Raw genomic sequence first — 19,142 nt, 5'->3', positions numbered from 1 at the left:
CGCGGCACTTACGCTGAGGAGTTGCGTGTCTCGGGGGCGCGGTTCGGTTCACGAGTGGCCGGGCCACCTTCCCCACCGCCCCTCGGTAGGAGACGCGATGTCCGCTCCCAGCATCCGGCGCCGATCGAACATGCGCGCAGCCGCGATCCTTTCCGTCGTTGGCGCGATGGTGATCGCTCCGGCGTTCCTGCGGGCCGCGGTCGGCAAGACCGACCCCAACGGGCCGCCGGGCAAGGGAGAACCAGGAGCGATGGCGACGGCGCCCGCAACCGCGCCGGACTGCGACCTCAACGCCGCCGACAGTGTGAAGGACGAGTTCGCGAGCTGCGCCGAGGTCGTCCTCAGCCGCGGCTCGGCTCCGGACGTGGGTGCGACGACAGTCATCGACGTGGCGGTGACGTCGGTCAAGAGTCTCGCCGACGCGACGCTGACCCTCGCCGTCAACGACGCGTTCGACATCGCCGGTGCCGACGGCTTCGCCGACGCGGGCACCCAGCCCTCTGGCGTCGGCACACTGAGGGCCGTCTCCCGCACGATCGACGTGACGGCGGGGCAGACCGCGCACTTCACGATCGCCGTCACGGGCGTGAAGCCCGGCACCGGCGTGGTGCAGGCCAAGCTGGACGCCGACGGCGACAGGTACGACAACAATGCCGAGCTCGCGGTTCAGCTGGGCAACGCAGCGCCGGCGTCCCCGCGCGGCTACGCCACGTCCCCGGTGCCGCCAACCGCAAGCCTCGCCGCCCCCCGCAAGCCGCTCCATCCGCACCTCAAGCCGAGGGTGCGCGGCAAGCTGCCCGCGACTCAGCTCGATCCCGGAGACCCCACCGGTGACTGTGCCACGGGCACCTGGCGCTTCAACGACGAGAACGCGGTCAGCCAGCCGTCCGCCTACATCCGCGTGGAGGTCTGGGACCAGGACAGCATCGGCGGAGACGACCTCCTGGCCACGGGCTACGCGGGAGACGACGGTGCTTACAGCTTCTGCTTCGAGAGCACTGACATCGGCGACGTCGGTGGCGCCGCTGGCCAGGAGGTCTACATCCGGTTCGTGACCAACGGCGTCTACTGGCGCGTCCGCAACACCGCCGCGAGCAACACCGACTATGCGTGGGCGTCCGGCGTGTTCACCTACGGCGACCGCGGCGGCTCTCACAACTTCGGGGCGTTGCAGCCCGCCGACCTCGCCCAGCACCGCGCCCTGCATGCCTATGACGGGATCGCACGACTGTGGACGTGGCACTACGGCTACAACACCTACCTCGACAACCCCGGCGACTCACGTCAGATGATCGTCAACTGGACGCCGACCTCGGTCGACGGCACCTACTACCACACCGGCACGAACGACATCCACCTCGACACCGATGACCCCGACGCCGACCACACCACGATCCATGAGGGCGCGCACGCACTGATGGACGCGCTCTACAACGACGACTGGCCGCCGGTCACCCTCTGCAACCCGCACTACATCTTCGGCAATTCGTCCACGACGTGCGCCTGGACCGAGGGCTGGGCCGAGTGGGTGCCAGCCCGGGTGCTGGACGACCCGTTCTACCGGTGGCCGACCGGCGAGGAGCTCGACCTCGAGAACGAAGGTTGGACGACCCACACAAGCGCCTACGGCGACGACTCGGAGGGCCGGGTGGCCGGCTCCCTGATCGACCTCTCCGACGGCACCAACGACGCGCCGTGGGACCGCTACGCCGAAGGCGGGGCCGACGCCTTGAGCGAGCCGATCATGGCGACGCTCGAAGCCGGCCAGGTGTCCGACACCTTCAGCGAGTACTTCAACACCGATCGGACCGGCGAGGGCCTCCAGGGCTACTTCCCCCGGGCAGCGCTCTTCCAGAACACGATCGACTACACGAGTCGAGACCCGTTGACCTCGACCTACGAGCTGACCCGGCCGGCACTCAACGTCGAGCCGAACCCGCACAACTACTCCTACGCCACCACGTCGGACGACTTCTTCTGGAGCGGCGTCGCGCAGCGCGGGACGAACGACAACGACCTGTACGCCTGGGCGGACGAGGCACACACCTCGATCGCCGCGTCGAGCACCTCCGGCGGCACGACGATCGACTACGTCGTCGTGGACGGCAACCACCGCACCGGCAACCTCTTCCCGTCGGCGAACTACTTCGGAGGCACCGCGGCGCCGTACGCGATCGAGGCCTACACCGGCTATCGCACCGTCGGGATCGGCGGCGTCTCCGACACCTTCGGTGCCGGGGACATCATCAAGACGTACGACGCCAGCGTCCTGGCCAACGTGACGCAGTACGTCGGTGTCGTGCCGACCCCCGGCCTCAACGTCTCCCTGCACGCCCACGTGTCCAACGGAACCCCGGCCGGGTCGGTCCAGAGCCGCCAGGCGGCCGCGGCATCCGGAACCACAGCGGGAACCGGTGAGCCCGAGTTCCTCTCCTACACGATCGGGACCGGCGACTGGACCGGGCTCGTCGTCCTCAACGAGTCGGGAACGGCCGGCGACTACACCCTCTACCGCGACACCGCGGCGCCCACGGGCACGGTCCAGGTCGACGGGGGCAACGCGCAGACGTACGACACCAACGTTGACCTGTCACTGGCCGGCGTCCCGGCCAACGCCCCGGTGCTCCAGATGCAGATCTCGACGGACGGCGCGTTCGACTCCGAGCCGTGGATCGCCTACTCGACCTCGGCCACGGCCACCGTGCCAGCCGGAAACGGGGCGAAGACCGTGTCGGTGCGCTACCGCAGCGCCGCCGGCGCGATCTCCGCCACAGCGACGGACGACATCACCCTGGTGCCCGTCCCGACCTGTGACGGGTTGACGGCGACCGTGTTCGGCAACGGCACCGTGACCGGCACGCCGGGCAACGACGTCATCGTCGGCGGCCCGGCCGCGGACAGCATCTCCGGCCTCGGTGGCGATGACGTCATCTGCGGTCTGGGTGGCAACGACTCCGTCAACGACGGACCCGGCGGCGACCACGTCATCGGCGACAACGGCAACGACGTCTTCAAGCAGCCCGCCACCTCCGATGGAGGTGACATCTTCGACGGAGGTGCCGGCACCGACCAGGTGTCGTACGGCGCCCGCGCCGTCGACGCCGTCAGCGTCACCCTCGACGCCAGCGCCAACGACGGTTCGATCTCGACGGGCGAAGGCGACTTCGTGCAGACCTCCGTCGAGAACATCACGACCGGTGGCGGCGCCGACACCATCGTCGGCAGCTCAGTGGCCAACCGGCTCGTCGGCAACGGTGGTGACGACACCCTCAGCGGTGCCGACGGCAACGACTACCTCGCCGGCGTCGGCGGCGCCGACACCCTCCGGGGCGTCAACGGCAACGACACCCTCCTCGGCGGTGACGGCGACGACACCGTCGACGAGGGCAACGCTCCCAACGGCAGCGACACCATCAAGGGCGGCGCCGGCTTCAACAAGATCACTTACGCCACCCGTACGTCGGCCGTCACGATCAGCCTCACCGGCGCACCCAACTCCGGTGCCGGCGGTGAGAGCGACAAGGTGATCGCGTTCCAGTGGGCGCTCGGTGGCTCGGGCGGCGACACGCTCGTCGGTCACACCACCAACGACGTCCTCACCGGCAACGGTGGCGACGACGCGCTCAACGGCAACGGCGGCAACGACACCGTGGACGGGGGCGCCGGAGCGGACACGCTCAACGGCGGCAACGGCAACGACACTCTCGACTCCATCGACGGCGTCAACGGCAACGACACCGCCAACGGCGCGGCCGGCACCGACACGGCGACGACCGACCCCGGCGACATCCGGATCAGCATCCCGTAGCGGCCGTGAATCATCCTTCCGACGGATGCGCGAGTAAAGGTGGCGACCTAGGGTCGCGAGAGCGTGTCTCGGGGCACTCGACCGGTTGCGCTCGGCAGCCGGGCTACCTTCAACTCGCCCTTCGGGGCAGGAGACGCCATGTCCGCTCCAAGCATCAGGCGCAGCTCCACCAAGCGTGCGGCCGCCACCCTCTCCGTCGTCACGGCGATGTTCGTCGCGCCGGCCTTCCTCCAGGCCGCGTCAGGGCAACCCGACCCTGGAGGACCACCAGGGAAGGGAAAGCCGGGCCACCTGGCGGCGGACGCTCCGGCCGCGCCCGAGTGTGACATCAACATCGGCGACCACGCCGAGGACGAGTTCGCCAACTGCGCCGACGTCGTCCTCAGCTTCGAGTCGACCGCCGGCCTCGGCGTGACGACCACCGTCGACGTCGCCGTCACCTCGGTCAAGGACCTCAGCGATGCGACCCTGACCATCGGTCTCAACGACGGCTTCGCCCTGGCCGGGGCGGACGGCTTCTCAGACGCCGGCACCCAGGCCTCCGGCGCGGGCGACCTCTCCGCCGTCTCCCGGACGATCGACGTCACGGCCGACGCGACCTCGCACTTCAGCATCGACGTGACCGGAGTCAAGGCCGGCACGGGCATCATCAAGGCGACGCTCGATGCCAACAACAACGCCTTCAACGGCGGCGACGAGCTCGGCGTGGCCCTCGGCGCCACCGCCCCTGCGTCTCCCCGCGGCTACGCCACGTCGAAGGTGCCCGCCAGCACCCCGAAGGCGCCGCGGGAGAAGGTGACGCCCTTCAAGGTCTCGGGCAAGAAGCCCCCGGCCCAGGTCGCCAACGGCGACTGCGCCATCGGGTCGTTCCACTACAACGACGAGAACGCCGTCAGCCAGGGGTCGAGCTACATCCGCGTCCAGGTCTGGGACCAGGACCCCGCCGGTGACGGCGACGACATGCTGACGTGGGGCTACGCCAACGTCAACGGTGACTACAACCTGTGCTTCGAGAGCTCGGACTCCAACGGCGCGGGCCAGGAGGTCTACATCCGGTTCGTGACCGACGCCAGCGCGTGGCGGATCCGCGACACCGCGGCGGGCAACAACACCTGGGCGTGGGTCTCGGGCGTGTTCAACTACGCCGACCCGGGCGGCACGCACGACTTCGGCTTCCTCCAGCCCTCCGACAACGCCCAGCACCGAGCGCTGCACGCCTACGACGGCATCTCGATGCTCTACGAGTGGAACAACGGCAACTACCTCGACAACCCGGGCGAGACCCGCGGGATCGTCGTGAACTGGACGCCCACGTCGACGGACGGCACCTACTACAGCACCGTCACGAAGGACATCCACCTCGAAGCGGGCGACCCGGACGCCGACCACACGACGATCCACGAGGGTGCACACGCCTTCATGGACGCGTTGTACGACGACGACTGGCCGCCGGTCACCAACTGCAACCCGCACAACATCTTCACGCCGTCGTCGACGACCTGTGCGTGGACCGAGGGTTGGGCCGAGTGGGTGCCCGCCCGGGTGCTCAACGACCCCTACTACCGCTGGCCCGACGGCGCTTCGCTCAACCTCGAGACGCCGACGTGGGGCGTGTTCACCGGTGCCTACGGCGACACCTCCGAGGGTCGCATCGCCGGAGCGTTGATCGATCTCTCCGACAGCGCCAACGAGGGCTGGTGGGACCGCTACACCGAGGGTGGCGGCACTGCTGCATCCGAGGAGATCATGGCGACCTTCTATGCCAAGCAGGTCTCGGACACGTTGAACGAGTACTTCAACACCGACCGTGCCGGTGAGGGCGACCAGGGCTACCTCGCCCGGGCCGCGCTCTTCCAGAACACGATCGACTACACGCACCGCGACCCGCTGACGTCCACCGTCGAGCTGGATCGGCCGGGGCTCAACCAGACCCCGACCCCGCACAACTACTCCTACTCGGCGGGCTCGGTCTTCTGGGGCGGCGTCGCGATCCGGCCGTCGTCCGCAGGTTCCGATTACGACCTGAGCCTCTACTCCGACGAGGCACAGGCCACGTTGCTCACGACGAGCGCCGGTGCAGCCGGCGTGATCGACTACGTCGTGGTCGACGGCAACCACCGCACCGGCACCTTCTTCCCGAGGGCGTTCTACTTCGGTGGCACCAACGCTGCCTACACGATCGAGGAGTTCACCGGTGGCACCGGGCTCGGCCTGGGCACGACGAACGGATCGTTCGCAGCCGGCGACGTGATCCGGCCGTTCGACGCGTCGGTCGCCGGTGGCCAGACGAACTACTTCCGTGTCGTCCCGGCCGCAGGTCTCGACGTGAACCTCTACGCCCACGACTCGGACGGGACGTTCGCGGGAGCAACCCAGCGGCGTTCTGAGGCGATCGCGTCGAGCTTTGCTGGCGGCACCGGGGTCGCGGAGCAGGTGACCTACAACCTCGCCGACAGCGACTGGACCGGCATCGTTCTCACGAACGCGTCCGGCACCGCAGGCAGCTACACCATCTATCGCGACAACGCCGCACCCAGCGGCGGCTCGGTCTCGGTCGACGGTGGCAACGCCCAGACCTACGACACGACGGTCGACCTGGCCCTCGGCGTGACCGCGGCCAACACCCCGGTCACCGAGATGCAGATCTCGACCGACGGCGTCTTCGACTCCGAGCCGTGGGTGGCCTACAGCACCACCGGTACGGCGACGCTGCCGGCGGGCAACGGCACCAAGACGGTGTCGGTCCGCTACCGCAGCGCGGCGGGGGCCATCTCGACCACGGCGACCGACGACATCAACCTGGTGTCCGTCCCGACCTGTGACGGGCTGACCGCCACCGTGTTCGGCAACGGCACGGTGACCGGCACGCCGGGCAACGACGTCATCGTCGGTGGCCCGGGTCCGGACGCGATCGTCGCCCAGGGTGGCAACGACACCATCTGCGGTCTGGGTGGCAACGACGCCATCAACGACGGCCCGGGTGCCGACCACGTGTTCGGTGACAACGGCAACGACGTCATCACCCAGCCGGCCGCGGCCGACAACGGTGACGTCTTCGACGGTGGCGCCGGCACCGACCAGGTGTCCTACGGCGGTCGGAGCGTGGCGCTCAACATCACCATCGACGCCTCGGCCAACGATGGCGCGACGGGCGAGAACGACTTCGTCCAGACCTCCGTCGAGAACATCACGACCGGCAGTGGCGCCGACACCATCGTCGGCAGCTCGGTGGCCAACCGGCTCATCGGCAACGGTGGTGACGACACGATCAGTGGCGCCGATGGCAACGACTACCTCGCCGGCGTCGGCGGTGCCGACACCCTGCGCGGTGTCAACGGCAACGACACGATCCTCGCCGGAGACGGCAACGACACCGTCGACGAGGGCAACGCCGCCAACGGCACCGACCTGATCAAGGGCGGCACCGGGTTCAACAAGATCACCTACGGCGCACGCACCACGGCCGTGACGATCAAGCTCAACGGCACGGCTGGCTCGGGCGCCGGCGGCGAGAACGACAGGATCCTGGGCTTCCAGTGGGCGATCGGCGGTGACGGTGGCGACACCATCGCCGGACACTCGACCGCTGACACGCTCCAGGGCGGCAATGGCGACGACAACATCACCGGCGGTGGCGGCAACGACATCATCAACGCCGGCGCTGGGACCGATGTCATGAACGGAAACAACGGTCAGGACGACCTCAACTCGGTCGATGGCGTCAACGGCAACGACACCGTCAACGGCGGTGCCGGCACGGACACGGCGACGACCGACCCGGGGGACATCAAGATCAACATTCCCTGATGCCTGACCACCGGCCCGGCTCCCCGTGGGGAGCCGGGCCGGTGCATTTTTCATCCCTCCGGGCGATGCCATCGAGGGCAGAGCAGGAATACGCTCCGAGAAACGCGCGTCTCGGGACATCTCGGCCGTCCATCGGCCGTGCAGATTTTCTTTAATCGCTCCAGGCCTGGAGACGCAATGTCTGCTCCCACCACCGGCCGACGCTCTACGAAGCGCGCCGTCGCCACCCTTCTCACCGTCACCGGCCTGGTCATCGCCCCGGCCTTCGTGCAGTCCGCCATCGGGAAGACCGATCCGGGTCACCACGGCAAGGGAAAACCACAGCAGGTCGCTCCTGCCGCGCCGGCGGGACCCGACTGCGACCTCAACCTCGGTGACAACACCAAGGACGAGTTCGCCCGGTGCAGCTCCGTCGTGATTTCAACATCGTCGACCCCGGCGCTGAAGGGCACCACGACCGTCGACGTGGCCGTGACCTCGGTCGCGGACCTCAAGGGCGCCAAGCTCACACTCCTGACCAACCACGGCTTCAGCGCCTCCGGCGCCACGGGCTTCTCCGCAGCGGGCAGCCGCCCGTCCGGTGTCGGCCAGATGTCGGCCATGACGCGGACGATCAGCGTCACGGCACACCGGACCGCCCACTTCACGTTCCGCGTCACCGGGGCGAAGGCGGGGCTCGGCGTCATCCAGGCTCGCCTCGATGCGTCCAACAACCGCTACGACGGCGGCGACGAGCTGTCCGTCCAGCTCGGGCAACCGACGAACCTCTCCCCGCGTGGCGGGCTGCGCGCCGTACGCCTGCCCAGCAACGTCCGGCTACCCCAGGCGTCCGCACCGGCCGGCCGACGCATCACTCCGCCGCTCAGCGGCCCGGGATCGCTGTCACCGCAGGCGCCCAACGCGTCGTGCGCGACCGGAGGCTTCTTCTTCTACGACGAGACCAACACCCTGCAGCCGGGCTTCAACCTCTACCTCGAGGTGTGGGACGACGACGTCGTTGCCGACGACCTCCTCGCGACGGCGTACAACGGCGGCGACGGCAGGTACAACATCTGCTTCGAGAGCACCGACGGTGAAGGCGGCGGCCAAGAGGTCTACATCAGGGTGATCACGTCCAACGTGGCGTGGCGGGTGCGCGACACCGCCGCGAGCAACACCAACATCATCTTCACCCTGCCCACCCACAACTACGCGGACCCGGGCGGCACCTTCGAGTTCAGCAACTACCACGGCGGCAGCTACAACCGCGGACTGCACGCCTACGACGGTCTCAACCGGCTCTATCAGTGGACCAACGGGAACCTCGACAACGGCGAGGGCCGCCAGATGATCCTCAACTGGACGCCGACCTCGACCGACGGCACCTACTACAGCACTGGATCCAACGACATCCACCTCGCTGCGGCCGACCCGGACGCCGACCACATCACGATCCACGAGGGCGCGCACGCCCTGATGGACGCGTTGTACGACGACGACTGGCCGCCGGTCACCAACTGCAACCCGCACTACATCTTCGGACCGTCGTCGACGACCTGCGCCTGGACCGAGGGGTGGGCTGAGTGGGTGCCTGCCCGGGTGCTCAACGACCCCTTCTTCCGGTGGGCCGACGGTGGCGAGCTCGACCTGGAGAACCAGGGCTGGACGACCTACACCGGCGCCTACAGCGACACCTCCGAGGGTCGGATCGCCGGTGCCCTGATCGACCTGTCCGACAGCAACAACGAAGGCCCGTGGGACCGCTACACCGAAGGCGGCGGCGGCTCGGGGAGCGAAGAGATCTACGCCACGATGTATGGCAAGCAGGTCTCCGACACGTTGAACGAGTACTTCAACACCGACCGTGCTGGCGAGGGCGACCAGGGCTACCTCGCGCGCGCGGCGCTCTTCCAGAACACCGTCGACTACACCCACCGCGACCCGCTGACCTCTACGCAGGAGCTGGTGCGCCCGTCGCTGGCCGTGCAGCCCAGCCCGCACCGCTACTCCTACACGGCATCGTCCATCTACTGGGGTGGCGTGGCGATCCGCCCACCGGGCGGCGCGGACTACGACCTGGCGCTCTACTCCGACGAGGCCATGGCCACCCTCATGGGTAGCAGCGTCATCAGCGGCTCGGCGATCGACTACGTGCTCGTCGATGGCAACCACCGCACGGGGACCTTCTTCCCGCGGGCCTATCTCTACACTGGCAGCGGTGCCTACACGATCGAGGAAGTCACCGGCAACCAGTCGATCGGCATCGGTCAGGCGTCGTTCAGCTTCGCCGCCGCAGACATCATCCAACCGTTCGACGTCAGCGTGGCCGGCGGCCAGACGCAGTACATCGGGATCCAGCCCTCCGGCACGATCGACGTCTCGATCCATGCTCACGTGTCCGACGGCACGGCCGCGACCACGACCCAGGGGCGGTCCCAGTACGCCGCCGCCAGCAACAGCGCCGGGGTCGGCGGCGCCGAGTACCTCACGTACTCGGCAGCGTCGAGCGACTGGACCGGACTCGTGATCCTCAACGAGTCCGCGACGGGCGGCGGCTACACCGTCTACCGCGACACCGCCGTCCCCAGCGGCGCGTCGGTATCGGTCGACGGTGGCAACCCGCAGACCTACGACACCACCGTCGACCTGGCCCTCGCGGCGACCGCGGCCAACACCCCGGTCACCGAGATGCAGATCTCGACCGACGGCGTCTTCGACTCCGAGCCGTGGGTGCCCTACAGCACAACCGGTACGGCGACCCTGCCTGCCGGCCCCGGCACCAAGACCGTTTCCGTCCACTACCGCAGCGCAGCGGGGGCGATCTCCACGACCGCGACCGACGACATCAACCTGGTGTCCGTCCCGACCTGTGACGGGCTGACCGCCACGGTGTTCGGCAACGGCACGGTGACCGGTACGCCGGGCAATGACGTGATCGTCGGTGGCCCGGGTCCGGACTCCATCGTCGGCCAGGGTGGCAACGACACCATCTGTGGTCTGGGTGGCAACGACGCCGTCAACGACGGACCCGGCGCTGACGAGGTGTTCGGTGAGAACGGCAACGACGTCATCACCCAGCCCGCCGCAGTGGACGCCGGTGACGTCTTCGACGGTGGCACCGGCACCGACCAGGTCTCCTACGGCGGTCGTAGCGGTGACGTCAACGTCACGATCGACATCACCGCCAACGACGGTGCCGCTGGCGAGAACGACTACGTCATGACGTCGGTGGAGAACATCACCACCGGCGGCGGCAACGACACCGTCATCGGTAGCCCGGTCGCCAACCGGCTGATCGGCAACGCTGGCAACGACACCCTCAGCGGCGCCGATGGCAACGACTACCTCGCCGGCGTCGGCGGTGCCGACACCCTGCGGGGCGTCAACGGCAACGACACCATCCTCGCCGGTGACGGCGACGACATCGTCGACGACGGCAACGCTGCCAACGGCACCGACGTCATCAAGGGCGGCGCCGGCTTCGACAAGATCACCTACGGCGCCCGTACGACGGCCGTCGCGATCAAGCTCACCGGCGTCGCCAGCTCGGGCGCCGGCGGCGAGAACGACAAGCTGATCGGCTTCGAGTGGGCCGTCGGTGGCTCGGGCGGCGACAACATCGTCGGCCACACCACCGCCGACACGCTCTCCGGCATGGCCGGCGACGACACGATGATGGGCAACGGTGGCGACGACACCATGACCGGTGGCGCCGGAGCCGACAACCTCAACGGTGGCAACGGGCAGGACGACCTCGACACGGTCGACGGGGTCAACGGCAACGACACCGCCAACGGCGGCGCCGGCACCGACACCGCCACCACCGATGCGGGAGACATCAAGATCAGCATCCCGTAGCCCTTGGTTTCGAGGCTCCTCGCTGCGCTCGTCGCACCTCAACCAGCGGACACCGTTTCCGCTGGTTGAGGTGCGAGCGAAGCGAGCCTCGAAACCAAGGCGAAAGCAGGTCGTTCGACCCAGAACTTTCATCCTCTCGGAGGATGGTGGCACGCCGGAGAACGGTCGTAATCTCCGAGAAATTCACGGCTCGGGACGCACGCTCCCTCTCGACCCGCCCTCGGGGGCCAGGAGACGCCATGTCCGCTCCCCGCACCCGGCGCGCCGCCGCCACGCTTCTTGCCGTCACCGGCCTGGTGATCACGCCGGCGTTCGTCCAGGCGGCATCGGGACAGCCAGATCCGGGCGCACCCGGGAAGGGACGACCCGACCGGATCGCCCCACCAGCACCGGCGCCAGCGTGCGACCTCGGCGACGGACAGGGCACGGGCTGCACCTCCGTGGAGCTCACTTCAGAATCCACGCTGGACCTCGGAGGGACCACCACGATCGACGTCGCCGTCACTTCAGTGACCGACCTCTCCGACGCAACGCTGACGATCCGCGCCAACAGCGCCCTCACGCTCAGCGGCACCACGGGCTTCACCGCCGCCGGCACCCAACCCTCGGGAGTCGGCCCCATGGCAGCGGTCTCCCGCACGATCGATGTCACCGCCGACCACACCGCGCACTTCACGATCCAGGTCACCGGCGCGAAGTCCGGCCACGGCGTTCTCCAAGCACGCCTCGACGCGCTCGGCGGCCAGTTCGATGGCGGCGACGAGCTCACCGTGGAGCTGGGGCAGGTCGCGCCGCTGTCGCCGCGCGACCTCCCCGTCAAGTCGGCGCCGGCGGGCACGAAGATCGCAGAGCCGTCGTACACCGGCAGGGTGCGGACCCCGCGCATCAAGGGGCCCCAGAGCCTGGACCCCGGCACACCCGGCGCGTCCTGCGCCACGGGCACGTGGACCTACGTCGACGAGACGGCGACCCTGCAGCCGTCGTGGAACTTCGGCATCGAGGTCTGGGACGACGACCCGACCGGCACGGACGACCTGCTCGCCACCGGACTCACCAATCCTGATGGCACCTTCAACCTCTGCTTCGAGAGCACAGACGAGGAGGGGGGCGGCCAGGAGGTCTTCATCCGGCTACCCGTCTCCAACAGCGCCTGGAAGATCCGGCAGAACCCTGCAGGTCAGGCGTGGACCTTCATCGTCCCGGCGCCCATCGCCATTCCCGACCCGGGGACAGCGAACTACTCCACCCTCACCCCGTCAGGCACGTACAACCGACTGGTGCACGCCTTCGACAGCCTCAACAAGCTCTACCAGTGGCAAGGCGACGTCAACGGCAACGCGATGGACAACCCGGCCGAGTCCAGGCAGATGGTGGCGAACTGGAACGTGGGATCGGTCGACGGGACCTACTACGACCCGGCCACCAATGACATCCACCTGAAAGAAGCCGACCCCGACTCCGACCACACGACGATCCACGAGGCTGCCAAGGCCCTGATGGACGCGCTGTACGACGACGCCTATCCCGCCACTCCCAGCTGCAGCCCACGGCTGATCTTCGGGACGACCTCGCCCGGGTGCGCCTGGGTCGAGGGCTGGGCGGACTGGGTGGCGGCCCGGGTCCTCGACGACCCCTACGTCCGGTTCCCGGACGGCTCGTCCTCCGATCTCGAGCTCCCGAGCTGGGTGGACTACCCCACCGCCTACGGCGATTCCGTCGAGGGCCGCGTCGCCGGCGCCCTCATCGACCTGTCCGACAGCGCCAACGACGCGCCCTGGGACCGGTGGGGCGAGGGCGGCGCGACCGCCGGTTCGGAGGAGATCTACGCGACGCTGGCCGCGAAGCAGACCTCCGCGACGTTCAACGAGTACTTCGCGATGGACCGCACCGGCGAGGGTGACACCGGTTACCTCGCCCGCAGCGCCCTCTTCCAGAACACGATCGACTACACCCACCGCGACCCGCTGACGTCGACGCAGGAGCTGAGCCGCCCGGGGCTCGACGTCCAGCCGTCACCGCACCGGTACTCCTTCGCGACGACCCCGTCGAACTTCTACTGGGCCGGGGTCGCGATCCGGCCGCTGGTCTCGGGTGACTACGACCTGACCCTCTACGGCGACGAAGCCCAGGCCACCTCGATCGCCGCGAGCTATTACGGGGGGTCGACAGTCGACTACGTCGTCGTCGACGGCAACCACCGCACCGGCTCGTTCTTCCCGTTGGCCAACCTCTACACGGGGACCGGGACCTACACGATCGAGGAGTACACGGGCACCCAGGTCTTCGGTCTCGGTGCGTCGACCTACAGCTTCGGAGCCAACGACGTCCTGCGGCTGTGGGACGTCCAGGCGGCCTCCGGCGTCACCCAGTACATAGGTGTCGCCCCGGATTCCGGGCTCGATCTGAACCTCGCTGCGCACGTGTCGGACGGGACCCTCGCCACGACCGCCCAGGGCAGCCACCAAGCGGTGGCGGCGTCGTACAACCCGGGAGTCGGCAGTCGTGAGTTCGTCCAGTACTCGCTGGCGGCCAGCGACTGGACGGGCGTGATCGTCCTCAACCAGTCGGGGACGGCGGGCAACTACACCTTGTACCGCGACACCGCGAGTCCCACCAGCCCGGCCGTGCAGATCGACGGCGGCAACGCCCAGAGCTACGACACCACCGTGGACCTGGCACTCTCGGCCAGCCCGACCAACGGGGCCGGCAACACGCCTGTCGTCCAGATGCAGATCTCGACCGACGGCGTCTTCGACACCGAGCCGTGGGTCGACTACGCCACCACCGGCACCGCGTCGGCCCCGGCCGGCCTCGGCACCAAGACCGTGTCGGTGCGCTACCGCAACGCCGCCGGCGCGACCTCGGCCACGGCGACCGACACGATCGACGTCGTCGCCACGCCGACCTGCGAGGGCCTGACCGCTACGGTCGCGGCCTTCGGCACGGTCACCGGCACCACCGGCGCCGACGTCATCGTCGGCGGACCCGGCGCCGATGCCATTGCGGGGCTGGGTGGCAACGACACCATCTGCGGCCTGGGTGGCAACGACTCGATCAACGACGGCCCCGGCGCCGACACCGTCTACGGCTCGACCGGCAACGACGTCTTCACCCAGCCGGCCGCCACCGACAACGGCGACGTCTTCGACGGCGGCTCCGGCACCGACCAGGTCTCCTACGGCGCCCGCAGCGGCAACGTCACCGTCACCCTCGACGGCAACAACGACGACGGCGTCAGCGGCGAGGGCGACACCGTCCAGACCACGGTCGAGAACGTCACCGCCGGCGGCGGTTCCGACACGATCGCCGGCACCTCGGCAGCCAACCGGCTCATCGGCAACGGAGGCGAGGACACCATCACCGGCGGAGGCGGCAACGACTACCTCACCGGCAACGGCGCTGACGACACCCTCACCGGCGGCGACGGCACCGACACCATCCTCGGCGGCGACGGGGAGGACACCGTCCTGGAGGGTGCGGTCGCCAACGGCGCCGACCTCGTCAAGGGCGGCACCGGCTACGACCTGATCGACTACGGAGCCCGTACGGCCGACCTCGCCATCCGCCTCAACGGTGTCCCGACCTCGGGTGCCGCCGGCGAGAACGACAAGCTGCTCAACGTCGAGAAAGCCATCGGCGGATCCGGCAACGACACGATCGTCGGACACGTCACCGCTGACACCCTCAACGGCGGCGATGGCAACGACTCCATCAACGGCCAGGGCAGCGGCGACACCCTGACCGGTGGGGCCGGCAACGACACCGTCTTCGGCGGCAACGGTCCCGACGACCTCAACACCGTCGACGGTGTCAGCGGCAACGACACCGCCAGCGGCGGGGCGGGCACCGACACCGCCAGCACCGACCCAGGAGACATCCGCATCAGCATCCCGTGACGAACGAGGCGCCCCTCCGGGGGAAGGAGACGCCATGTCGACATCAGTACGGCGACGCGCGGCCGCCACCCTGCTCGCGGTCGCCGGGCTGGTGGTCATTCCTGCCTTCGTGCCCGCTGCAGCGGGACAGTCCGGGCAGGCCGACCAGCCGGCGCCCGACGCAGGACCTGCTGTGCCCGATTGCGACCTCGGCGCCGCGCAATCCCCCCGCGACGAGCTCGTCGGCTGCACCGATGTGGTGCTGACCTTCGACTCGGCCCCCGACGTCGGTGCCACGACGACCGTCGACGTCGCCGTCACGTCCGCGAAGGAGATCCGCGGCGCGGAGCTCACCCTCCGCGCAAACAGCGGCTTCGCGCTAACCGGCACCCCCGGGTTCGCGGACCGCGGTGCCCAGGAATCGGGTGTCGGTCCGATGACCGCAGTGGCGCGCTCGATCGACCTGGCTGCAGACCGCACGGTGCACTTCTCCGTCACGGTCACCGGCGCCAAGGCCGGACTCGGCGTGCTCCAGGCCCGCCTCGACACCACCGGCGGAGCCTTCGACGGCGGCGACGAGCTGTCCGTTCGGCTCGGTCGCCGGACCGACCTGACCACTCCTCGCCGACCCCGACTCATCCCGAGTCGCGAACCCGTCCAGCTCGCGACGCAGCAGACCGGGCTGGCGCCGTACCACCGTGCGCCACTGCGGGGCCGACGTGCCCTGGACCCGGGCACGCCCGGTGCGTCGTGCAGCAGCGGTCGCATCACCTACGCCGACGAGCTCGGCGAAGCCCAGGTCTCAGCCAACCTCACGCTCCAGATCTGGGACGCCGATGACGACAGCGCTGACGACGACCTGCTCGCCGAGACACTGACAGACGCGGACGGAGCCTTCGACCTCTGCTTCGAGAGCACCGACGACGAAGGCGGTGGGCAGGAGATCTACATCGCCATCCGCACCGAGAACGGCGCCTGGCGGATCCGCGACACTCCCTCGAGCAACGCGACCTACGTCCTGACCTCGAGCTCAGTGGGGATCAACGATCCCGCGACCTTCGACTGGGGCGACTTCCTGGTCGACAACGACTACGGGCGGTTGCTTCACGCGTTCGCGAGCCTCAACCTGCTCTACAACTGGCAGTTCGACGTGAGTGGCGGCTACCTCGACAACGCGGGCGACACCCGCCAGATGGTCGCGAACTGGACGCCCACCTCGACGGACGGCACCTACTACGACGTCGCGGCCAACGACATCCACCTCGTCGCCGACGACCCCGACGCCGACTACCTCACCATCTCCGAGGCGGCGAAAGCCCTGATGGACGCCCTGTACGACGACGCCTACCCCGCTACGCCGAACTGCTCTCGCAATTTCCTCACGTCGACCTCGACCGGGTGTGCCTGGACGAGGGGCTGGGCGGACTGGGTGGCGGCGCGCGTGCTCGACGACCCCTACCTCCGCTACAGCAACGGGAACTCATACGGCCTCGAGGCACAAGGTTGGGGCGATTTCTACATCGACTACGGGGTCCAGGGCGACACCTTCGAGTACCGGGTGGCCGGTGCGCTGATCGACCTCTCCGACAGCACCAATGAGAACTACTGGGACCGCCACGGCGAAGGCGGAGCCACCGCGAGCACCGAGGAGATCTACACCTCTGCAGCTCAGCGCGAGGTGTCCGACACGTTGTTCGACTACTTCACGAACGACCGGGTGGGTGAAGGCGACACCGGCTATTACGCACGTGCCTCGCTCTTCCAGAACACGATCGACTACACGCACCGTGATCCGCTCGTGAGCGGAGAACCACTCACCCGACCGGGCGCTCCGCCGGCACCGTCGGGGCTGGCGTACTCCTACGAGGCCCAGGCCAGCTTCTGGGGCGGTGTAGCCGTCCGGCCAGCAGGGCTCTACGACTTCGACCTGTCGCTGTACTCCGACGAAGCGCAGACCGACCTCCTCGCCCTGAGCTCGATCGCGACCACGGGAGTGATCGACTACGTCGTCGTCGACGGACACCACAGCACGGGGGACTTCTACCCCTACGTGCAGGACTTCAGCTTCGCCGGGCCGTACCGGATCGAGGAGATGACGGGAAGCGTGGCGCTCGCCCTGGGCACGACCCAGCTGAGCTTCCTCGGGAAGGAAGTGCTCCAGGTCCTCGACGTCGGCGCCGACGCGGGGGTGGTCCAGTACATCGGCGTGCGCCCCGATCCGTCGCTCGACGTCAGCATCCTCGCGCACGTGTCGGATCCGTCGAACGCCACGACGTGGGCACAACCGCGCAACTCGAGGGTGGCGGGGGCTGACAACCTGTCCGCCGGCCAACGCGGGTTCCTCACCTACTCGGTCCCGACCGCCGACCAGACCGGACTCGTCGTGCTCAACGAGTCGGGCACCGCGGCCAGCTACACGCTCTACCGCGACACCGCGGGTCCGGGGAGCCCGACCGTGCTCGCGGACGGCGGCAACCCGTCGACCTACGACACCTCGGTCGACCTGGCCCTGTCGGCGTCGGCCTCGAACGGCGCCGGGAGCACGCCGCTCTACCAGATGCAGATCTCGACCGACGGGGCCTTCGACTCCGAGCCCTGGGTGGACTACGCCACGACCGGTACGGCGACCCTGCCTGCCGGTCTCGGCTCCAAGACCGTGTCGGTGCGCTACCGCAACGCGGCCGGAGCGATCTCCGCCACGGCGACGGACACCATCAACGTGGTGGCCACGCCGATGTGCAACAGCCTCACGCCCACGGTTGCCGGCTTCGGAACGGTGACCGGTACGGCGGGGAGCGACGTGATCGTCGGTGGACCCGGCGCGGACGTCATCTCCGGTCTCGGCGGCAACGACACCATCTGCGGGCTGGGCGGCAACGACTCCGTCAACGACGGGCCGGGCGCCGACACGGTCTTCGGCGACAACGGCAACGACGTGGTGAAACAGCCGGCGACGGGTGACGCCGGCGACGTCTTCGACGGTGGCGCGGGCATCGACCAGGTCTCCTATGGCGCGCGCAGCGGCAACATCACCGTCACCCTCGACGCCAACGCCGACGACGGTCTCGCCGGCGAGGGTGACCTCGTGCAGACCACCATCGAGAACGTGACGACCGGCGGCGGCAACGACACCCTGCTCGGCACGTCGGCAGCGAACCGGCTGATCGGCAACGGCGGCGCGGACATCATCATCGGCGCAGGCGGCAACGACTACCTCACCGGCAACGGCGGCGTGGACACCTTGCGCGGCGGCGACGGGAACGACACCATCCTCGCCGGCGACGGCGACGACACCATCGAGGAGGGCACGACCGCCAACGGGACCGACCTGATCAAGGGTGGCACGGGTTCGGACCTGGTCACCTACGAGAACCGGTCCCTCGGAGTAGCGATCCGCCTCAACGGCGTCCCGACCTCCGGGGCGTCCGGGGAGAACGACAAGATCCTCAACTGCGAACACGCCCTCGGCGGCGCCGGCAACGACACGCTCGTCGGCCACGTCACCGCCGACACCCTCTCCGGAGCTGGCGGCAACGACACCATCACCGGCAACGGCAACGCCGACGCACTGACCGGCGGCCCCGGAGCCGACGTGCTCAACGGCGGCAACGGAAACGACAACCTCACCACCACCGACGGCGTCAACGGCAACGACACGGCCAACGGTGGCGCCGGCTCCGACACCGCCACCACCGACCCCGGAGACATCCGCATCAGCATCCCCTAGCCCCAGTTAAAGAATCATCCGCTCGGGGTATGGCGGAGCGGCCACGGCGGGCCTACGCTCCGAAGACGGTGGCTCGGGTCGCGCCCCG

At 68.8% G+C, this 19,142-nt stretch carries 5 protein-coding genes; all 5 read left to right on the top strand.

Going from position 1 to position 19,142, the window contains the following annotated elements; all coding sequences use genetic code 11:
- Positions 1-97: 97 nt before the first annotated feature.
- Positions 98-3,808, top strand: a complete 3,711-nt coding sequence (locus F0U44_RS22955) for a hypothetical protein (RefSeq protein ID WP_188113377.1) — start codon at positions 98-100, stop codon at positions 3,806-3,808.
- A gap of 138 nt (positions 3,809-3,946) precedes the next feature.
- Positions 3,947-7,615 carry a calcium-binding protein gene (locus F0U44_RS07400; protein WP_149727661.1) on the top strand — a complete coding sequence of 1,223 codons (3,669 nt, stop codon included), beginning with the start codon at positions 3,947-3,949 and terminating at the stop codon, positions 7,613-7,615.
- Positions 7,616-7,792: 177 nt separating this feature from the next.
- Positions 7,793-11,452: a calcium-binding protein gene (locus tag F0U44_RS07395; protein ID WP_149727660.1), complete on the top strand. Its 3,660-nt coding sequence runs from the start codon at positions 7,793-7,795 to the stop codon at positions 11,450-11,452.
- 239 nt (positions 11,453-11,691) lie between these two features.
- Complete coding sequence (locus F0U44_RS07390; protein WP_149727659.1) at positions 11,692-15,348, top strand: hypothetical protein; 3,657 nt, start codon at positions 11,692-11,694, stop codon at positions 15,346-15,348.
- Between the two features lie 34 nt (positions 15,349-15,382).
- A complete protein-coding gene (locus F0U44_RS07385) occupies positions 15,383-19,054 on the top strand; it encodes a calcium-binding protein (RefSeq protein ID WP_149727658.1) in 3,672 nt (1,223 codons plus the stop codon).
- Positions 19,055-19,142: the final 88 nt, after the last annotated feature.

Source organism: Nocardioides humilatus (genome assembly GCF_008373755.1).
Lineage (GTDB): Bacteria > Actinomycetota > Actinomycetes > Propionibacteriales > Nocardioidaceae > Nocardioides > Nocardioides humilatus.
The sequence above is the reverse complement of the archived record's forward strand: the minus strand, read 5'-3'. Positions and strand labels throughout refer to the sequence as shown.